At 70.5% G+C, this 21,840-nt stretch carries 5 protein-coding genes; all 5 read left to right on the top strand.

Annotation, left to right across the window (positions count from 1 at the left end; all coding sequences use genetic code 11):
- Nucleotides 1-54: 54 nt before the first annotated feature.
- Nucleotides 55-930, top strand: coding sequence for a glucose-1-phosphate thymidylyltransferase RfbA (rfbA, locus tag ACIRQ7_RS30710; RefSeq protein WP_404265880.1), 876 nt, complete (start codon nucleotides 55-57; stop codon nucleotides 928-930).
- Nucleotides 931-934: 4 nt separating this feature from the next.
- Complete coding sequence (gene rfbB / locus ACIRQ7_RS30705; protein WP_404265879.1) at nucleotides 935-1,915, top strand: dTDP-glucose 4,6-dehydratase; 981 nt, start codon at nucleotides 935-937, stop codon at nucleotides 1,913-1,915.
- Between the two features lie 146 nt (nucleotides 1,916-2,061).
- Complete coding sequence (locus ACIRQ7_RS30700) at nucleotides 2,062-15,147, top strand: type I polyketide synthase (protein ID WP_404265878.1); 13,086 nt, start codon at nucleotides 2,062-2,064, stop codon at nucleotides 15,145-15,147.
- On the top strand, nucleotides 15,144-20,174 hold the full coding sequence (locus ACIRQ7_RS30695; RefSeq protein WP_404266112.1) for a type I polyketide synthase: 5,031 nt from the start codon (nucleotides 15,144-15,146) through the stop codon (nucleotides 20,172-20,174). Before ACIRQ7_RS30700 ends, ACIRQ7_RS30695 begins: the two co-directional genes overlap by 4 nt.
- A 67-nt stretch (nucleotides 20,175-20,241) precedes the next feature.
- Nucleotides 20,242-21,840: type I polyketide synthase (locus tag ACIRQ7_RS30690; RefSeq protein WP_404265877.1), on the top strand; the 1,599-nt coding region annotated here is incomplete at its 3' end.

Genomic DNA, 21,840 nt, shown 5'->3' with positions numbered 1-21,840 from the left:
CAATCGCCCCATCGGAGAAGTCAGAATGCAGGTATGTGATCACCGGGAGACCTGGTGAAGGGAATTGTGCTCGCCGGTGGCAGCGGCACCCGGCTGCACCCTTTGACGCGCGCGGTGTCAAAACAACTGCTTCCGGTTTACGACAAGCCGATGATTTACTATCCGCTGTCGGTGCTCATGCTGGGCGGCATACGTGACATCCTCATCATCTCGACGCCGGATCACCTCCCGCTCTTCCAGGTGTTGTTGGGCGATGGGTCGAATCTGGGACTCACCATCGAATACGCCGAGCAGCGGCAGGCCAATGGGATCGCCGAGGCCATGGTCATCGGCGCCGACCATATCGGCAGTGAATCGGTGGCGCTGGCCCTCGGGGACAACATCTTCCACGGCCCGGGGTTCTCGAAGCTGCTCCACGGCCACACCCGGCACGTCGACGGCTGTGTGCTCTTCGGCTACCCGGTGAGTGACCCCGAGCGCTACGGCGTCGGGGAGGTGGACAAGGGTGGGAAATTGCTGTCCATCGAGGAGAAGCCGTCCGACCCCCGATCCGATCTGGCCATCACCGGGCTGTACCTCTACGACAGCGACGTGGTCGACATCGCGAAGAACCTGCGGCCCTCCGCCCGGGGCGAACTCGAGATCACCGACGTGAACCGCATCTACCTGGAGCAGGGCAGGGCCCAGCTGGTGAACCTCGGCCGCGGCTTCGCCTGGCTCGACACCGGTACCCACGACTCGCTGCTCCAGGCCGGTCAGTACGTCCAGGTCCTGGAGCAGCGACAGGGGGTGCGGATCGCCTGCCTGGAGGAGATCGCGTTCCGCATGGGCTTCATCGACGCGGAAGCCTGCTACGCGCTGGGAGCGCAACTGAACAAGTCCGGCTACGGCGAGTACCTCAGGGACGTCGCGTCGAAAGGTGTGAGATAGCCCCGTGCGCATTTTGGTGACCGGAGGGGCGGGCTTCATCGGCTCGCACTTCGTACGGCAGACGCTGACCGGCTGTTACCCGGCATTCGCGCAGGCCGACGTGGTGGTGCTGGACAAGCTCACCTACGCCGGCAACGAGGCGAATCTGGCCGCGGTCGCCGACAGCTCCCGGCTGCGTTTCGTCCGGGGCGACATCTGCGACGGACCGCTGGTCGAGGAACTGATGCGCGGCACGGACCTCGTCGTCCACTTCGCCGCCGAGTCCCACGTCGACCGGTCGATCGCCGGCTCGGCCGAGTTCGTGATGACCAATGTGGTGGGGACCCACACGCTCTTGCAGGCCGCGACCGATGCTGCGGTGCAGAAGTTCGTCCACGTCTCGACCGACGAGGTCTATGGCTCCATCGATGCGGGTTCCTGGAGCGAGGAGGAGCCACTCCAGCCCAACTCCCCGTATTCGGCGTCCAAAGCCTCTTCGGACCTGCTGGCACGGGCGTACCACCGAACGCACGGGCTGCCGGTCTGTGTCACCCGTTGCTCGAACAACTACGGCCCGTATCAGCATCCGGAGAAGTTCGTCCCATTGTTCATCACCAACCTGCTCGACGGCCGCACAGTGCCGCTGTACGGGGACGGCGGGAACATCCGGGACTGGCTCCATGTCGAAGACCACTGCCGGGGGATCGCCTTGGTCGCCGAGGGCGGTGAACCGGGCGAGATCTACCACATCGGCGGCGGCACGGAATTGACCAACCGTGCGTTCGTGGACCGGCTGCTCGATGCTTTCGGATTGGATGATTCGATGGTGCATCGGGTGCCTGACCGAAAGGCGCACGACCGCCGGTATTCGGTGAATATCGACAAGATTCGCAGCCGACTGGGATATGCCCCTCGGGTCTTGTTCGAGACCGGACTGGCGGAGACCATCCGCTGGTACACGGAGAACCGTGACTGGTGGGAACCACTGAGGCGCCCCCAGGGCTGAAATGCGCGCAGGAGGGGTCATTTCGCTGATCAGGGGTTGGTCCCCCGACGGTGCCTGAATGACCTCCCATGAGTTACCCCTTTATTCTTTGGCGTTGATTTTTCTGTGGAAAGGCGATCCGAATCGTGATGTCTGGGAACCCCGAGATGCAAAACGATCCGATCGCCGTCGTCGGGCTGTCCTGCCGTCTTCCGCAGGCGTCCACGCCGGACGCATTCTGGAAACTTCTCCGTGACGGTGTCGACGCCATCACCGAAATATCCGAGGCTCGCTGCCTGACCACCGGACTCACCCCGGAGTCCGGCCGCGGTGGATTCCTCAGCCAGGTCGATCGATTCGACCCGGAGTTCTTCGGCATCTCACCGAGGGAAGCCGCGGCCATGGACCCGCAGCAGCGCCTCATGCTCGAACTCAGCTGGGAGGCGCTGGAGGACGCGGGCTCCGTCCCGGCCTCACTGACAGGGAGCCGGACCGGTGTGTTCGTCGGTGCCATCGCGGACGACTACGCGGCCCTGCAGCACCAGCAGGGTCTGCCGGCCGTCACCCAGCACTCGCTGACCGGACTGCAGCGCAGCATCATCGCCAACCGCATCTCCTACATCCTCGGGCTGCGCGGCCCCAGCATGGTCGTGGACACCGGCCAGTCGTCGTCGCTGGTCGCCGTGCACATGGCATGCGAGAGCCTCCGGCGCGGAGAGTCGCACAGCGCACTGGCCGGCGGCGTCAACCTCAACATCGCCCCCGAGAGCTTTGCGGGCGCATCGAAATTCGGCGCCCTGTCACCCGACGGCCGGTGCTACACCTTTGACTCCCGGGCCAATGGTTACGTGCGCGGTGAGGGCGGTGCCCTCGTCGTCCTGAAGCCGCTGTCGCGGGCGGTGGCCGACGGCGACCGGATCCACTGCCTGATCGAGGGCTCCGCCATCAACAACGACGGCGGCGGTCTCAGCCTCACCACGCCGGACCAGGCGGGTCAGGAAGAGGTGCTGCACGAGGCGTACCGGCTCGCCGGGGTCGACCCGGCCGAGGTGCAGTACGTGGAGCTGCACGGCACCGGTACCAAGGTCGGTGACCCGGTCGAGGCGGCAGCGCTCGGAACCGTTCTGGGCGGGGCCCGGACGGCGGACTCCCCGCTGCGGGTCGGCTCCGCCAAGACCAACGTCGGCCACCTGGAGGGGGCGGCCGGGATCACGGGCTTGCTCAAGGCCGTCCTGTCCCTCCGGAATCAGGAACTCCCTCCGAGCCTCCACTTCGAGACGCCCAACGCCGCCATTCCACTGGACACATGGAACCTCCGGGTCCAGACGGAACGTGAGGAGTGGCCGCGCGTCGACGGCGGGCCGCTGCTCGCCGGCGTCAGCTCATTCGGCATGGGCGGCACCAACTGCCACATGGTGCTGTCGAGCCGGCCACGGTCCGCGGAGCCGAAGGATGTCGCGGTTCCGGGCGGTGTTGGTGTGGTGGTGCCGTGGGTGGTGTCGGGTCGGTCGGTGGGTGCGTTGCGGGCGCAGGCGGAGCGGTTGCGTGAGCATGTGGCCTTGTCTCCGGGGGTGTCGCCGGTTGATGTGGGTTTCTCGTTGGCGACGGGGCGTGCGGCTTTCGAGCACCGTGCCGTGGTGGTCGGCCGCGAGAAGGAAGAATTGCTCGCTGAACTGCACGAGTTGGCGTCCGGACGGGCGCCGGGGTCGCAGGTCTCTGATGCTCTGACGGCGTTTTTGTTCACGGGTCAGGGTGCGCAGCGTGTGGGGATGGGCCGGGAGTTGTATGGGGTGTTCCCGGTTTTTGCTGCTGCGTTTGATGAGGTGTGTGCGGCGGCGGATGAACTCTTGGGCTGTTCGCTGGGCGAGGTGGTGTTCTCCGGTGTGGCGGGGCCTGAGGGGGTTCCGTTGTTGGAGGGGACGGGTTTTGCTCAGGTGGGGTTGTTTGCTTTTGAGGTGGCGTTGTTCCGGTTGGTGGAGTCGTGGGGTGTGCGGCCGGATTTCGTGATGGGGCATTCGGTGGGGGAGTTGGCTGCGGCGTTTGTTGCGGGGGTGTGGTCGCTTGAGGATGCGGTGGCTTTGGTGGTGGCGCGTGGTCGCCTGATGCAGGCGTTGCCGGTGGGTGGGGCGATGGTGTCGGTGGTGGCTTCGGAGGAGGAGGTCGCGCCGTTCCTGGTGGGGTGCGGGGATCGTGTGTCGGTGGCTGCGGTGAATGGTCCGCGGTCGGTGGTGTTGTCGGGTGTTGAGGATGCGGTGTGTGAGGTGGTGGCTTCGGGCGGTTGGAAGTCGTCGCGTCTGCGGGTTTCTCATGCTTTCCATTCGGCGTTGGTGGAGCCGATGCTGGAGGACTTCCGGCGGGTTGTGGAGGGGGTGGAGTTTCGGGAGCCGTGTTTGGGGTTGGTGTCGAATGTGACGGGCGAGGTGGCTTCGTCGGGGTTGGTGTGTTCGGCGGAGTATTGGGTGCGTCATGTGCGGGAGGCGGTGCGGTTTCACGACGGGATGCGTGCACTGTCGTCTCGCGGGGTGAATCGGTTTGTGGAGTTGGGTCCGGCCGGTGTGCTTTCGGCGATGGGTGAATCGTGTGTCGAGGGGGGCGAGTTCATTGCGTTCTCGCGTAAGGGTCGGGGTGAGGAGGAGTCGGCGGTAGCGGCATTGGGCCGGATGCATGCCGCGGGGATTGAGGTGGATTGGCGGGCGTTCTTCGACGGACGCGGTGCCCGTCGGGTGGATCTGCCGACGTATGCCTTCCAGCGTGAGCGCTACTGGCTGGACACTCCGCTCGGCGAGCTCGACGCCCCCGTCACCGAAGAATCGTTCACATGGCGGGACCACATGCTTGCCCTCTCCGACGAGGCCGAGCAGCGCGATGCCGCACGGGAACTCGTCCGCAGGTACACCGCACTCGTCCTCGGCCACACCAGCCCCGCAGCGATCGGCACGGACCGGGCGTTCAAGGAACTGGGCTTCGACTCGCTCACCGCCGTGGAACTCCGCAATCAGCTGAATGTCGCCGCCGGGCTGCGACTGCCCGGCACCGTCCTCTTCGATCACCCGACGCCCGCTGCGCTCGCCGACCACATCCGGTCGTCCGTCCTGGACCTCGGAACCGATCGCACCCCCCTGCCGGCATCGCCGCGGCACGCCGCCGAGGACGACCCGATCGCCATCGTCGCGATGAGCTGCCGGCTTCCGGGGGGCGTACGGACCCCGGAGGACCTGTGGGAGGTGGTCGCCGGCGGTCGGGACGTCATTGCCGGATTCCCCACCGAGCGCGGCTGGGACCTGGAGGACCTGTACGACCCCGACCCGGCCGAGCAGGGCAAGAGCTACGTGCGGGAGGGCGGCTTCCTCTACGACGCGGGCCGCTTCGACCCCACGTTCTTCGGCATCAGCCCCCGCGAGGCACAGGCCATGGACCCCCAGCAGCGCCTGCTGCTCGAAACGTCCTGGGAGGTTCTGGAACGCGCCGGGATCCGGCCGGGTGCGCTCAAGGGAAGCCGTTCCGGCGTGTTCGTCGGCGCCATGCCCCAGAACTACGGGCCCCGTATGGAGGAGCCGTCGGAGGGCCACGAGGGCTACCTGCTGACCGGCAGCACGACCAGCGTCCTCTCCGGACGCATCTCCTACACCTTGGGCCTTGAAGGCCCCGCCGTCTCGGTGGACACCGCGTGCTCCGCCTCGCTGACAGCCATCCACCTGGCGATCCAGTCGCTGCGCCGCGGCGAGTGCTCGCTGGCACTGGCCGGTGGTGTCACGGTGATGTCCAGCCCCGGCATCTTCGTCGAACTGAGCCGGCAGAAGGCGCTGTCCCCCGACGGCCGGTGCAAGGCGTTCTCCGACCGGGCGGACGGCACCGGCTGGGGCGAGGGCGTCGGCATGATCCTCCTGGAGCGGCTGTCGGACGCCCGGCGCAACGACCACCAGGTGCTTGCGGTGGTCCGGGGCTCGGCCGTCAACCAGGACGGCGCCAGCAATGGGCTGACCGCCCCGCACGGCCCCTCGCAGCAGCGGGTGATCCAAGCGGCGCTCGCGGACGCGGGGCTGTCCTCACGGGACGTGGACGCGGTCGAGGCGCACGGAACGGGCACCGCACTCGGCGATCCGATCGAGGCCGGAGCGCTGCTCGCGACCTATGGGCAGGACCGGGGCGACAGCGAGCCGCTGTGGCTCGGTTCGCTGAAGTCCAACTTCGGTCACCCCCAGGCGGCAGCCGGTGTGGCCGGCGTCATCAAAATGGTGATGGCCATCCGAAATGGCCTGCTGCCGCAGACCCTGCACGTCAACGAGCCGTCCGGGCATGTCGACTGGGAATCGGGCGCGGTGCGGCTGCTGACCGACCCGATGCCGTGGCCGTCGACCGGGCGGGTGAGGCGCGCCGGCGTCTCCTCCTTCGGCATCAGCGGCACCAATGCCCACGCCATCCTTGAGCAGGCCCCGGAGGAGCCTGCCGCTTCCCCGGCGGAGGTGGGCGGGAGCGCGCACTCCGCTGTGGACGACGCCACAGCCCCGGAGCCGGAGGGACCGGACTCCTCCTCCACTGCTCTCCCCGCCCCCCTCCTCTGGACGATCTCCGGCAGGACGGAGGAGGCGCTGCAGGCGCAGGCCGAGCGGCTTGGTGAACACCTGGCCGCCCACCCCGATGCCGGTCTCGCCGACATCGGTTACTCCCTCGCCACCACGCGTACCGCCTTCGCCCACCGTGCGGCGGTCGTCGCGGATGATCGTGAAGGGTTCCTCCAAGGGATCACCGCGCTCGCGAACGGCAGTACCGCCCCCAACCTGGTGCATGCCACGAGCGGTGACGCGCGCAACGCCGTTCTCGTCTTCCCCGGGCAGGGCTCGCAATGGCTCGGCATGGCACAGGAGCTGTGGCAGGACTCCCCGGTCTTCGCGGCACAGCTGCGGGCGTGCGCCGATGCCCTGCGGCCTTTCCTCGACTGGTCGTTGTTGGATGTGCTGCTCGGCGCACCGGACGCGCCCTCGCTGGACCGTATCGACGTGATCCAGCCCGCGCTGTTCTCGGTGATGGTGTCGCTCGCCGCCGTGTGGCAGTCGTACGGGATCAAGCCCGCGGCGGTGATCGGCCACTCCCAGGGCGAGATCGCCGGAGCATACGTCGCCGGCGGCCTGACGCTTGAGGACGCGGCCCACATCGTGGCCCTGCGCAGCCGACTCTGGGCGGAACTCGACGGTAAGGGCGGCATGATGGCGGTCTCGCTGCCCGCCGACGAAGCTCGCGAGCGCCTTGAACGCTGGGGCGACCGGCTGTCCATCGCCGCCGTGAACGGACCGCGGACGGTGACCGTTTCCGGGGAACCCGCGGCCCTCGACGCGCTGTTGGCCGAGCTGGAGGCCGAGGGCGTCCGGGCCCGCCGGGTCCGCGGCGTCGACACGGCGGGCCATTCCGCCCAGGTGGAGGCGCTCCGCGAGCGCATGCTGTCGGGCCTGCGGACGGTGACCCCGCTGGCGTCCCGGATCCCCTTCTACTCCACGGTGACAGGCGGGCGGCTGGACACGCGTCAGCTGGACACGGAGTACTGGTACCGGAACATCCGCGAGACGGTCCGATTCGAAGCGGCCGGAAGGGCCTTGCTCGCTTCCGGCTGCACCGGGTTCATCGAGTGCAGCCCTCATCCGGTGCTGTCGACCGCGCTGCAGGAGACGGCCGAGGACGCAGGGGCCGATATCGCCGTCGTCGGATCGCTGCGCCGCCAGGAAGGTGGGGCACAGCGCCTCCTCACCTCACTCGCGGAAGCTGCGGTCCGAGGGATCGAGCCGGACTGGGAGGCAGTGTTCGCCGGGCACGACGCACGGCGCGTGGCACTTCCGACCTATGCCTTCCAGCGTGAGCTGTACTGGCTGTCCGGCTCCGCCCCGGCCGCTGACGTGACGGCGGCCGGTCTGGCCCCGGCCGGCCACCCGCTCCTCGGCGCCTCGACAGCCCTGGCCGGCTCGGACAGCTACCTGTTCACCGGTCGCCTGGCCCTCCAGACACACCCCTGGCTCGCCCACCACACCGTGCTGGGCACACCGGTGCTGCCCGGCAGTGCCTTCGTCGAACTCGCCTTCCGCGCCGGGGACCACGTCGGGTACGAGCGGATCGAGGAGCTGATCGTCGAAGCGCCGCTGCCCCTTCCCGCGCAGGGCGCGGTGGTCGTCCAGGTGCGGCTCGGCGCGGCCGAGGACGACCGCAGGACGCTGGAGGTGTTCGCGCGGGCGGAGCACGCCGGGCCGGACGCGCCGTGGCAGCGCCATGCCAGGGCTGTCCTGACCTCCGGTGGCACCGCAGCGTCGTTCGACCTTGCGGCATGGCCCCCGGCCGGCGCGGTTCCCGTGGAAGGTGCCGGCGCGGACGGGGTCGTCGCCCTGTGGCGTCTCGGCGAAGAGCTCTTCGCCGAGGTCCGCCTCACCGAGGACACCACGAGCGAGGCTGGACTGTTCGGCCTGCACCCGGCGCTGCTGGAAGCCGTTCTGCACAGGACGGATGCGGCCGGCCACGGAAACGCCGCGGAGGGCGCGGACGCCGACGCCCGGCTGGCGTGCGCATGGAAGGGCGTCGCGCTCCACGCGACCGGAGCGTCCGGACTGCGCGTGCGGCTGACGCCCACCGGCCCCGACGGGGTGTCCGTCGAGGCCGCCGATCCGAGCGGCCACCCCGTGGCGACCGTTGACGAGGTGGCCCTGCGCCCGACGCGCCCCGAGGACCTCCAGGGCGGTCGCGTCGCGTTCCACGAGTCACTGCTGCGCGTCACATGGACCCCCGCGCCGACCGCACCCGCGCCACGGCGCCGCCGATGGGCCGTGCTCGGCGACGACACCCTCGGACTCCGTACCGGACTTCACCTTCCGGCCTTCCCCATGGAAGCCGACCCGGTCGACGCGCCGGATGCCGTGCTGGTGTCCTGCACGCCGCCCGACGCCACCGCCGTGGAGACGGCGGACGGAGTCCGGGACGCCGTGCACGGGGCACTGTCCCTCGTACAACGGTGGCTCTCCGAGGAACGCTTCGCCACCACCCAGCTGGTGTTCGTCACCCGGGGCGCGATCGCGACCGGACCCGAAGAGGACGTCCCCGACCTGGCCCACGCCGCCCTGTGGGGCCTGATCCGCTCCGCGCAGACGGAAGAGCCGGACCGGTTCGTCCTGGTGGACCTCGACACGGATCCTCACTCGCTGGGTGCGCTCCCGGCCGCGCTGGACTCCGGCGAGCCGCAGACCGCCGTACGCGCCGGTAGCGTGCTCGTGCCCCGGCTCGCCCGCGTGCCGGACGGCGCCCCTGCCGGCCCGCCGCCCTTCGACCCGGACGGCACCGTACTGATCACCGGCGGGACCGGCACGCTGGGCGCCCTGGCTGCTCGCCATGCCGTGGCCGAGTACGGCGTACGGCACCTGCTGCTGGTCGGACGCCGCGGGCTCGCCGCGGCGGGCGCACAGGAGCTGCGGTCCGAACTGACCGAGGCCGGCGCCACCGTCATGGTCGCCGCGTGCGACGTCGCGGACCGTGAGGCCCTCTCCGGGCTGCTGGCCCGGGTACCGGCCGAGCACCCGCTGTCCGCCGTGATCCACACCGCCGGAGTCCTCGATGACGGCGTCCTCGCCGCCCTGACCCCGGAGCGGGTCGACGAGGTGCTGCGGCCCAAGGTGGACGCGGCGGTCAACCTGCACGAGCTGACCGCGGACCTGGACCTCGCCGCCTTCGTGCTGTACTCCTCCGTCGTCGCCACCATCGGCGGCGCCGGTCAGGCGAACTACGCCGCGGCGAACGCCTTCCTGGACGCGCTGGCCCAGCACCGCCGTTCGCGCGGTCTGGCCGGCCAGTCCCTGGCCTGGGGGCTGTGGGACCAGCGCAGCGCCATGAGCGTCCACCTGGACGACACCGATGTGCGACGCATGGCGCGGTCCGGCGTCGCCGCCATGCCCTCCGCGGAGGGCATGGCCCTTTTCGACACCGCCCTCACGGTGGGCGATGCCGCGCTGGTACCGGCCCGCCTCGACCTGGCGGCTGTCCGCGCGCAGGCCGACTCCCGGCCCGTACCGCACCTGTTCCGCGGCCTGATACGCACCACGCACCGGCGGGCGGCGCAGGCCCTCACCGACTCCGGTGCGACCTCGCTGGGGCAGCGACTGGCACGACTGCGCGACGAGGAGCGGGGCCCGTTCCTGCTGGATCTGGTGCGCTCGCACGCCGCGGCCGTACTCGGGCACGCGTCCCCGGAAGCGATCCCTCCGACCCGCGCGTTCCGTGAGGTCGGCTTCGACTCGCTGACCGCGGTGGAGCTCCGCAACCGGCTGAACGGCGCCACCGGTCTGCGATTGCCGACCAGTCTGCTCTTCGACCACCCGACCCCCGCGGCGCTCGCCGGATACCTCAAGACCGCCGCGCTGGGGGAGCCGGAAGCCCCCGCGGCGCCCGTCCCGACGACCCGGACAGCGCCGGACGACGACCCGATCGTGATCGTCGGAATGAGCTGCCGCCTCCCCGGCGGGGTGCGCAGCCCGGAGGACCTGTGGTCGCTGGTCGCCGGCGGCAGCGACGTGATCTCCGCCTTCCCCGCCGACCGGAACTGGAGTGTCGAGGACCTCTACGACCCGAACCCCGACCAGCGGGGCAAGACCTACGCCAAGGAAGGCGGCTTCCTCTACGACGCGTACGACTTCGACCCCGAGTTCTTCGGCATCTCGCCGCGTGAGGCACTCGCCATGGACCCCCAGCAGCGGCTGCTGCTGGAGACCTCCTGGGAGGTCGTGGAGCGCGCGGGCATCGACCCGTCCACGCGCCGCGGAACGCCGACGGGCGTGTTCATCGGCACCAACGGACAGGACTACGCCGCACACCTGCGGCAACTGCCCGAAGACCTAGAGGGCTACCTGCTGACCGGCAAGGCGGCCAGCGTGGTGTCCGGCCGCATCGCCTACGCCATGGGCCTGGAGGGCCCGGCCCTCACGGTCGACACGGCCTGCTCGTCGTCGCTGGTGGCCCTCCACCTGGCCGCGGAGTCGCTGCGCCGTGGCGAGTGCTCAATGGCGCTGGCCGGCGGCGTGACCGTGATGTCCACCCCCAGCCTCTTCATCGAGTTCAGTCGGCAGCGGGGGCTGGCCCGTGACAGCCGTTCCAAGGCGTTCTCCGCAGCCGCCGACGGGACAAGCTGGGCCGAAGGCGCGGGCATGCTGCTGTTGGAGCGGCTGTCGGACGCGCGGCGCAATGGCCATCAGGTGCTGGCGGTGGTGCGGGGTTCGGCGATCAATCAGGACGGTGCGAGTAACGGTCTGAGTGCGCCGAACGGGCCTTCACAACAGCGGGTGATCCGGGCGGCGTTGGACTCCGCCGGACTCTCCCCGGCGGATGTGGATGCGGTGGAGGCGCACGGGACGGGGACGTCGCTGGGTGATCCCATCGAGGCGGGCGCTTTGCTCGCAACGTACGGGCAGGGACGTTCGGCGGAGCAGCCGCTGTGGCTTGGTGCGTTGAAGTCGAACATCGGTCATACGCAGGCTGCTTCGGGTGTGGCTGGTGTGATCAAGATGGTGATGGCGATGCGGCACGGTGTGTTGCCGCAGACGTTGCATGTGGATGAGCCGACGCCGCACGTGGAGTGGTCTGCGGGTGCGGTGGAGTTGTTGACCGAGGCGCGGGAGTGGCCGTCGACGGGTGCGCCGCGTCGTGCCGGTGTGTCGGCGTTCGGGATCAGTGGCACGAATGCGCACGCCATTTTGGAGCAGGCGCCGGCCGTCGACGCTGAGGCGGCGGAGACGTCAACTGTTATGGCGCCGGGCGGTGTTGGTGTGGTGGTGCCGTGGGTGGTGTCGGGTCGGTCGGTGGGTGCGTTGCGGGCGCAGGCGGAGCGGTTGCGTGAGCATGTGGCCTTGGCTCCGGGGGTGTCGCCGGTTGATGTGGGTTTCTCGTTGGCGACGGGGCGCGCGGCGTTCGAGCACCGTGCTGTGGTGGTCGGCCGCGAGAAAGAAGAATTGCTCGCCGGTTTGGGTGAGTTGGCCTCGGGTCGGGGAATGGGCTCGGGATTGCTGAATGGCCTGACGGCGTTTTTGTTCACGGGTCAGGGTGCGCAGCGTGTGGGGATGGGCCGGGAGTTGTATGACGTGTTCCCGGTGTTTGCTGCTGCGTTTGACGAGGTGTGTGCGGCGGCGGATGAACTCTTGGGCTGTTCGCTGCGTGAAGTCGTGTTCTCCGGTGTGATGGGGCCTGAGGGGGTTCCGTTGTTGGAGGGTACGGGTTTTGCTCAGGTGGGGTTGTTTGCTTTTGAGGTGGCGTTGTTCCGGTTGGTGGAGTCGTGGGGTGTGCGGCCGGACTTCGTGATGGGGCATTCGGTGGGGGAGTTGGCTGCGGCGTTTGTTGCGGGGGTGTGGTCGCTTGAGGATGCGGTGGCTTTGGTGGTGGCGCGTGGTCGTTTGATGCAGGCATTGCCGGTGGGTGGGGCGATGGTGTCGGTGGTGGCTTCGGAGGAGGAGGTCGCGCCGTTCCTGGTGGGGTGCGGGGATCGTGTGTCGGTGGCTGCGGTGAACGGTCCGCGGTCGGTGGTGTTGTCGGGTGTTGAGGATGCGGTGTGTGAGGTGGTGGCTTCGGGCGGTTGGAAGTCGTCGCGTCTGCGGGTTTCTCATGCTTTCCATTCGGCGTTGGTGGAGCCGATGCTGGAGGACTTTCGGCGGATTGTTGAGGGGGTGGAGTTTCGGGAGCCGTGTTTGGGGTTGGTGTCGAATGTGACGGGCGAGGTGGCTTCGTCGGGGTTGGTGTGTTCGGCGGAGTACTGGGTGCGTCATGTGCGGGAGGCGGTGCGCTTTCACGACGGGATGCGTGCACTGTCGTCTCGCGGGGTGAATCGGTTTGTCGAGCTGGGACCCGCCGGTGTGCTCTCCGCGATGGGTGAATCGTGCGTCGAAAAGGGCGAGTTCATTGCGCTCTCACGTAAGGGCCGGGGTGAGGAGGAGTCGGCGGTAGCGGCATTGGGCCGGATGCACGCCGCAGGGATTGAGGTGGATTGGCGGGCGTTCTTCGACGGACGCGGTGCCCGTCAGGTGGACCTGCCGACGTACGCCTTCCAGCGCGACCGCTACTGGTTCGAGACCCCGTCCGTCCCCGATGCGCCCGTGATCGCACCACGCGACAGGTCCGTCGATGCCGGCTTCTGGGACGCGGTGGAGCGCCAGGACCTCGCGGCGCTGGCCTCGATGCTCGAAGTCGACCCCGCCACGCCGTTGAGCGGCATGGTGCCCCTGTTGTCCTCATGGCACCGCAAGCAGAACGACCACGCCGTCACGGAAGCCTGGCGGTACCGGATCGCCTGGCATCCGGTGGCCGGCGAGCCGCGCGGCTCGCTGTCCGGCACCTGGCTGGTGGCGGTTCCGGCCGCAGCATCCGGCAGCGAAGCGCAGGCCGCCGTGCTGCGGGGGCTACAGGAGCGCGGAGCGCGCGCGAGAGCCGTCGAGCTGCCCGAGGACGATCGCGATGCGATTGCCGCACGACTGCGGTCGGCGACTGCCGGGGAAATACCGGAGGGCGTGCTGTCCCTGCTCGCCCTCGCCGATGATCCCCACCCCCGCCATCCGGCGCTGTCGTACGGTCTGGCGCTGAACCTCGCGCTGGTGCAGGCGCTGGGGGACATGGAGGTCAACTGCCCCCTGTGGCTCGCGACCCGAGGTGGCGTCTCGGTGAGCCCGACCGATCCCATGGACCGCCCCGAGCAGGCAGCTGTCTGGGGCCTGGGCCGTGTGGTCGGTCTGGAGCATCCCGAGCGCTGGGGCGGCCTGGTCGATCTGCCGAGCGTGGTCGACGAGCGCGCCGCCGCCCGGCTGGCCGGGGTGCTCGCCGCCGCGGACGACGAGGACCAACTCGCGGTGCGTGCCGCGGGACTCTTCGTACGGCGGTTGGTGCACGCTCCGCTGGGGGCGTTGCCCGATCAGGAGAAGTGGCAGCCGAACGGCACCGTTCTCATCACCGGCGGTACCGGCGGCCTGGGAGCTCAGGTGGCCCGCTGGCTGGCCCGCACCGGGGCGGAACACCTGGTCCTCACCAGCCGGCGCGGTGCCACGGCGCCGGGTGCCGCGGACCTGGCGGCCGAGCTGACGTGTCTGGGCGCCCGGGTGACGGTCGCCGCGTGCGATGTCGGCGACCGTGACGCGCTTGCGGGGTTGCTGGACGGCTTGGCGGCCGACGGCTCACCGGTGCGTGCGGTGTTCCACGCCGCCGGGGTGGTCGATTTCCGGCAGGTCGCCGACAGCAGCCCGGCCGATTTCGCGGCCATGGCCGAGGGCAAGGTCTCCGGCGCCGTTCATCTCGACCAGCTGCTCGACCAAGCCCATGTCGACGCCTTCGTGCTCTTCTCGTCCGTCGCGGCGGCCTGGGGGAGCGGCGGCCAGGGTGCGTACGCGGCGGCCAACTCCTTCCTGGACGCGCTCGCCGAGAAGCGCCGGGCCCGCGGCCTGGCGGCCACATCGGTGGCCTGGGGACCCTGGGCGGACAAGGGCATGATCGAGGGCGAGGGTGTGGAGGAGCATCTGAGCCGCAGGGGACTGCCTCCGATGGCACCGGACCTGAGTGTCGCGGCCCTGCACGGCGCGCTGGCCCGCCAGGAGACGACGCTGATTCTCGCGGATGTCCGCTGGGATCGGTTCCATCCCGCATTCACCGCTGCCCGCCGTAGCCCCCTGATCGACGAACTGCCGGAGGTACAGCGGGTACGGGAGGGATCCCGCGAACCCGAGGACACCGCACAGCAGAGCACCGGCAGCGCGAAGGACGGTCTTGCCGCACTGCCGGAGGCCGAACGGGAGCGGATGCTCACGGATCTGGTGCGTACGCACACCGCAGCCGTCCTGGGCCACTCCACTCCGGCCGCGATAGCCGACGACCGGGCCTTCAAGGAGCTCGGCTTCGACTCGCTCACGGCGGTGGAGCTGCGCAACCGGCTGAACGCCGCCACCGGACTGCCGCTGCCCGCCACGCTGATCTTCGACTGCCCCTCGCCGGCGTCGCTCGCCCGGTTCCTTCTGGCCGAGCTGTTCCCGGAACAGCCGGCGACGGCCGCATCGGTCTTCGAGGAACTGGACCGGTGGGAGAAGGCCCTGGGGGAGATCACGGCGGCCACCGGCGTACGCGAGCGGCTCGCCACCCGGCTGCAGGACCTGGCGGGTCTGCTGGGCAGTACGCCGCAGAGCGGCGGGGCCTCGGTCGAGGAGCAGTTGATGACGGCCTCCGCCGACGAAGTCTTCCACCTGATCGACAACGAGTTCGGGGCGTCCTGATGGCCAACGAGCAAGAAGCCAAGCTTCTCGGCTACCTCAAGCGGGTCACCGCTGATCTGCATCGCGCCCGGCAGCGCCTCCAGGAGGTGGAGGACAAAGAGCGGGAGCCGATCGCCATCGTGGGCATGGGCTGTCGTTTCCCCGGCGGGGTGCGCTCGCCCGAGGACCTGTGGGAACTGGTCGCCGACGGCCGGGACGCGGTCTCCGCATTCCCCACCGACCGGGGCTGGGACCTGGAAGCCCTCTACGATCCGGACGCGGGCACATCCGGCACCTGCTACACCCGGCAGGGCGGATTCCTCTACGAGGCCGGGCAGTTCGATCCGGCATTCTTCGGGATCTCGCCACGTGAGGCACTGGCCATGGACCCTCAGCAGCGGCTGCTGCTGGAGGTGTCCTGGGAGGCCGTCGAACGTGCGGGGATCGACCCGCTGTCGCTGAAGGGGGAGCGGGCCGGCGTCTTCGTCGGCGCGACCTCGTTCCAGTACGGAGGGGACCCGGCCCTGGCGGCCCGGAACGTCGAGGGCCACCTCCTGATCGGCAATGTCACCAGCGTGGCCTCCGGCCGTATCGCGTACACCCTCGGCCTGGAGGGCCCCGCCGTCACGCTCGACACCGCGTGCTCGTCGTCGCTGGTGACCCTGCACCTCGCGGCCGAGTCGCTGCGGCGGGGAGAGAGTTCGCTCGCGCTGGCCGGCGGAGCCGCGATCATGGCGAATCCGGGCGTCTTCGTCGAGTTCAGCCGCCAGCGGGGCCTGGCTCCCGACGGCCGCTGCAAGCCCTTCGCCGCTGCCGCCGACGGCACCGGCTGGGGCGAGGGCGCGGGCATGGTGCTCCTGGAGCGACTGTCCGACGCGCGCCGCAACGGACATCCGGTGCTCGCCGTCGTGCGGGCCAGTGCGATCAACCAGGACGGAGCGAGCAACGGCCTCAGCGCACCCAACGGTGCCGCCCAGCAGCGCGTCATCGAGCAGGCACTGGCCGCCGCCGGGCTGACCCACGCCGACATCGACCTGGTGGAGGCGCACGGCACCGGCACCCGGCTCGGCGACCCCATCGAGGCCCAGGCATTGCTGGCCACCTACGGCCGGGGGCGTCCAGCCGGTCAGCCGCTGCGGCTCGGTTCGCTGAAGTCCAACATCGGCCACACGCAGGCGGCCGCCGGCATCGGCGGAATCATCAAGACCGTCCTGTCGATCCGTCAGGGGCTCATGCCCCGGACCCTCCACGTCGACGAGCCCTCGCACGATGTGGACTGGTCCGCCGGATCGGTGTCGCTGCTCGGCGAAGCAACGCCGTGGCCGGACCGGGCGCGGCCCCGCCGAGGCGCGGTATCGGCCTTCGGGGTGAGCGGCACCAATGCCCATGTGATCCTCGAACAGGCGCCGGACGGGGAACCGGAGCCACCAGCCGGGGGAGCGGAGCCGGCCACGTCGGTGCTCTCCGGCGCCGCCGGCGCGATGCCTCCCGGGCCGCTGCCGTGGCCCTTGGCCGGCCGTACCGAGGCCGCCCTGCGGGCCCGCGCCGTACAGCTGAGGCAACACCTGGACCGGCACCCCGAGGCCGACCCGGCCGACATCGGACCGGCACTGGCCCGTACGCGGTCCGCGTTCGAGCACCGTGCGGTGGTCGTCGGCCGGACCCGGGAGGACTTCCTGACGGGCCTCGACGCGCTCGCCGCCGGAAGCTCGGCCGCCGGCCTGGCCGAGGGCGTCACGGTCAACACCACCAGGCCGGTCTTCCTCTTCCCCGGCCAGGGATCACAGTGGGCCGGCATGGCAGGCGAACTGAGCGCCACCTCACCCGTGTTCGCCCGGTCGATGGCCGACTGCGGTCGGGCCCTGGCACCGTTCACGGACTGGTCGCTGGCGGACGTGGTACGGGGCGCTCCCGGCGCGCCCTCGATGGAGCGGGTGGACGTGGTGCAGCCGCTGCTGTTCGCGGTGATGGTGTCGCTTGCGGCCCTGTGGCGCTCGTACGGTGTGGAGCCCGCGGCAGTGGCGGGCCACTCCCAGGGCGAGATCGCGGCAGCGTGTGTGGCGGGCGCCCTGACCCTGGAGGACGCGGCCCGGGTGGTGGCGCTGCGCAGCCAGGCGCTGCGGGCCCTGTCGGGACGCGGCGGAATGATGTCGGTCTCGCTGCCGCAGGACGAACTCACCGGACGCATGGCGCCATGGGGCGAGCGCCTGTCGCTCGCCGCCGTCAACGGGCCCTGCTCCATGGTGGTCTCCGGTGAACCCGAGGCGCTGCGCGAGCTGTTGGCGTCGTGCGAGTCCGACGGCGTCCGGGCGAGAACCATCCCCGTCGACTACGCCTCACACTCGCGGCAGGTGGAGCACATCCACGGACAGTTGCTGGAACTCCTCGCGCCGATCAGTCCCCGTCCGTCCGGCACCGCCTTCTACTCGACGGTCACCGGCGAACCGATCGACACCACGGGCCTCGACGCGGAGTACTGGGCCCGCAACCTTCGGCAGACCGTCCAGCTGGAGCGGGCGACCCGCCGGATGCTGGACGCGGGCCACCGGGTGGTCATCGAGGTCAGCCCCCATCCCGTACTGACCTTCGCGGTGCAGGAGACCGCCGAGGCCGCCGGCACCGACGCCGTCGTCTTCGGCTCGCTGCGCCGTGACGAGGGCGGTCTCGACCGGCTGCTGCTGTCGCTGGCGCAGGCGTACGTCCGCGGTGTCGCGGTCGACTGGGCAGCGCTCTTCGGCGGACGCCGGGCCCGTCCCGTCGACCTGCCCACCTACCCCTTCCAACGCCGGCACTACTGGCTGGAGACCCCGGCCCCGAAGTCCGGTGGCGCGGGCGACCCCGCGGAAGCCGCCTTCTGGGCAGCGGTGGACAGCGAGGATCTTCCGGCACTGGCGGCAACGGTGGAGACGGGCACCGGGACCGGGACCACCAGCACGGTCCCGGAGACCGCAGGCTCCGGCACCGCAACCGCCCTGGAGAGGGCGCTTCCCGTGCTGTCCGCGTGGCGCCGGCGGCAGGCGGACCGGTCGGCGCTGGACTCCTGGCGCTACCGGATCGGCTGGCGGCCGCTCCCGGAGTCCGCCGTCGTATCGCTCGGCGGCACCTGGCTTGTCGCCGTACCGGCAGCAGGTGCCGCGGACCAGCGGGCGGCAGCCGTTCTCACCGGCCTCACCGCACTCGGCGCCGACATCCTCCCCGTCGAGGTCGCGGCCGGAACGGACCGAGCCGGCCTCGCCGAGCGGATCGGCGGGATGCTGAAGGACCCCGCCGGACCGCCACCGGCCGGTGTGCTGTCGCTGCTCGCCCTCGACGACGACCCGCAAACCGAAGATGCGCGGACCGAGGCCCCGGCCATGCCTGTGAGGCTCGCTCTCACCCTGACGCTGACCCAGGCACTGGGTGACGCCGGGATCGAGGCGCCGCTGTGGCTCGCGACCCGGGGAGCGGTGTCGACCTCCGACTCCGACCGGCTCGACAGTCCCGCCCAGGCCGCCCTCTGGGGACTGGGCGCGGTGATCGGCCTGGAGTCGCCGCAGCGCTGGGGCGGTCTGGTGGATCTGCCGGCGGTCCTCGACCACCGGGCGCTGACCCGGCTGACGGGTGTGCTGGCCGGGCAGACGGACGGAGACGACCGGCAGCCCGAGAACCAGCTGGCAGTGCGCGACGCCGGCGTGTTCGCCCGGCGTCTGTTGCGGAGCGCTGCCCGCCCGGCGGGAGACGCCTGGAAGCCGAGCGGCACCGTATTGATCACCGGTGGAACCGGCGGCGCAGGCTCCGAACTCGCCCGCAGACTGGCCCGGGAGGGCGCACAGCACCTGCTGCTGATCAGCCGCCGCGGCATCGCGGCACCCGGCGCCACCGAACTGGAGGCGGAACTCGCGGCGACCGGCGCCCGGGTCACGGTCGCGGCCTGCGATGTCGCAGACCGCGCCGCGCTCGCACGGCTGCTGGACTCCCTGCCCGAGGACCTGCCGTTGACCGCCGTGGTGCACGCCGCGGGTGTACTCGACGACGGTGTCCTGGACTCCGTGACGGCCGAACAGGCCGGCCGGGCCCTGCGCCCCAAGGTGACCGGGGCGCACCACCTGCACGAGCTCACCAAGGACCGCGACCTGTCCGCCTTCGTGCTCTTCTCCTCCATGGCCGGCACCGTGGGCGCAGCCGGTCAGGGGAGCTACGCCGCCGCGAACGCCGTCCTGGACGCGCTCGCCCAGCAGCGTCACGCGGACGGCCTGGCCGCCACTTCGGTGGCCTGGAGCGCCCTCGCCGAGGGAGGCATGGTCGACGAGGCGATGGCGGAGCAGCTGCGTCGCCGCGGCGCGTCCCCGATGGCCGGCGACCGTGCCGGCGACGCCCTGCTCCAGGCGGTCTCCCGGGAAGAGCCGGTCCAGGTCGTCGCCGACCTCGAATGGGGCCGGTTCGCCCCCGCGCTCGCCGCTGGACGACTGCTGCCTCTGCTGCGCGACCTCCCGGAAGCCCGCGAGGCCCTCGAATCCGAGAGCGGGCCGGAGGGTGAGGACTCCGGTGACTCCGCGGCCCTGTTGCGACGCCTCGCCCCACTGGGCGACGCCGACCGGGAGAGGGTCCTGCTCGACCTGGTCCGCTCGTTGGCCGCCGTCGTGCTGGGCCACCCCCACTCCACGGCCGTCGACGCCGACCGGGCCTTCAAGGAGCTGGGCTTCGACTCGCTCACCGCAGTGGAGCTGCGCAACCGCCTCGGCGCTGCCACCGGACTCAGGCTGCCGGTCACGCTGGTCTTCGACCATCCCACTGCCGCCGCGCTCGCCGCCCATCTCGACACCGAACTCCTTCCCGGCGGCGGCTCGCCCGCCACGCCCGTCCTCGCGGATCTGGACCGGATCGAGGCGTCCCTGGTCGCGTTGCAGCTCGACGAGGACGCCCGCGCCGCGGTCTCCGAGCGGCTGCAGTCGCTGTGGCGCACCTGGGCCGGCGACGCGGATCGGCAGAACACCGTCGACGACCTCGATGTGGCCACCGACGAGGAGATGTTCGACCTGCTCGACCAGGAACTCGACGACATCTCATGAACCACCGCACACCGACCCACAGGCACAGTCACCACCTTCCCTTTCACGGTCTTCGAGGAGCTCACGAGTGATGGAGAACGAAGCGAAGCTTCGCGACTACCTCAAGCGGACCACCGCACATCTGCGCGTGGCACGTCAGCGCCTGGACGACATCCAGGAGCAGGAGCACGAGCCGATCGCCATCGTGGCGATGGGCTGCCGGTTCCCCGGTGGCGTGTCCACGCCCGAGGATCTGTGGGACCTCGTCGCCCAAGGGCGGGACGCCATCGGGCCGTTCCCGGCCGACCGGGGCTGGGACCTGGACGCCCTCTACGACCCGGACCCCGACCGCAAGGGCAAGACGTACGTCCGTGAGGGCGGATTCCTGGACGACGTCGACCGGTTCGACGCTTCGTTCTTCGGCATCTCCCCGCGCGAGGCGCTGTCCATGAACCCCCAGCAGCGCCTGCTGATGGAGGTCTCCTGGGAGACTCTGGAGCGCGCCGGCATCACTCCCGCCTCGCTGCGCGGCAGCCGCACGGGAATGTTCATCGGGGCCACGGACTTCGACTACGGCACCAATGTGACGGACCTGCCGGACGGGCTGGAAGGCCAGATGTCACTGGGCGCCTCGGGCGCCATTCTCTCCGGTCGGGTCTCCTACACCCTCGGGTTCGAGGGGCCGGCCCTCACGGTCGACACGGCGTGTTCGTCGTCGCTCGTGGCCCTGCACCTGGCCTGTCAGTCGTTGCGCAAGGGCGAGTCGTCGATGGCGCTGACCGGTGGGACGACGGTCATGGCCACCCCGACCGGGTTCGTCGAGTACAGCAGGCAGCGGGCTCTGTCCCCCACCGCCCGCTGCCGGGCTTTCTCCGCGGCGGCGGACGGCACCGTCTGGGCCGAGGGCGTCGGTGTGCTGTTGCTGGAGCGGCTGTCGGAGGCGCGGCGCAACGGGCATCCGGTGCTGGCGGTGGTGCGGGGCAGTGCGATCAATCAGGACGGCGCGAGCAACGGCCTCACGGCGCCCAACGGTCGCGCGCAGCAGCGGGTGATCCGGGCGGCGTTGGCCGATGCGCGGCTGAAGCCGGAGCAGGTGGCGGTGGTGGAGGCGCACGGTACGGGTACGACGCTGGGCGATCCGATCGAGGCGGGTGCGCTGCTGGCGACCTACGGCCAGGGGCGCCCCGCCGAACGGCCGCTGTGGCTGGGGTCGTTGAAGTCCAACATCGGACACGCGGCGGCGGCCTCCGGTGTCGGTGGCGTCATGAAGATGGTGATGGCCATGCGGCACGGGGTGCTGCCGGCGACGCTGCATGCGGAGGAGCGGTCGGAGAAGGTCGACTGGGAGTCCGGTGCGGTGTCGCTGCTGACGGAGGCACAGCAGTGGCCGGCCGGTGAGGAGCCTCGCCGGGCCGGTGTGTCCTCCTTCGGCGCCAGCGGCACCAACGCCCACACGATCATCGAGGAGCCCCCGGCGGCCGCGCGCACCGATACGGCCCGCGACGCCGAGGCACCGGGCGAGCCCGTCCAGGGCCGCGAGACGGCTGACGGCCTCAGCGGGCTCACCGACCCTGCTCCTGTGGTGGGTTCGGGGGTGGTGCCGTTGGTGGTGTCGGCGCGGAGTGTGGGGGCGTTGCGGGGTCAGGTTGAGCGGTTGGCGGGGTGTGTGGCTGCTGCCGTTGAGGGT

Source organism: Streptomyces sp. NPDC101393, from assembly GCF_044767385.1.
Lineage (GTDB): Bacteria > Actinomycetota > Actinomycetes > Streptomycetales > Streptomycetaceae > Streptomyces.
Note: the sequence above shows the minus strand (reverse complement) of the source record. Positions and strands in the feature narration are given on the sequence as shown.

What these genes read in the sequence shown, in the direction of transcription:
- ACIRQ7_RS30700 (WP_404265878.1), top strand. Translation starts at nt 2,062, where the DNA reads ATGCAAAACGATCCGATCGCCGTCGTCGGGCTGTCCTGCCGTCTTCCG.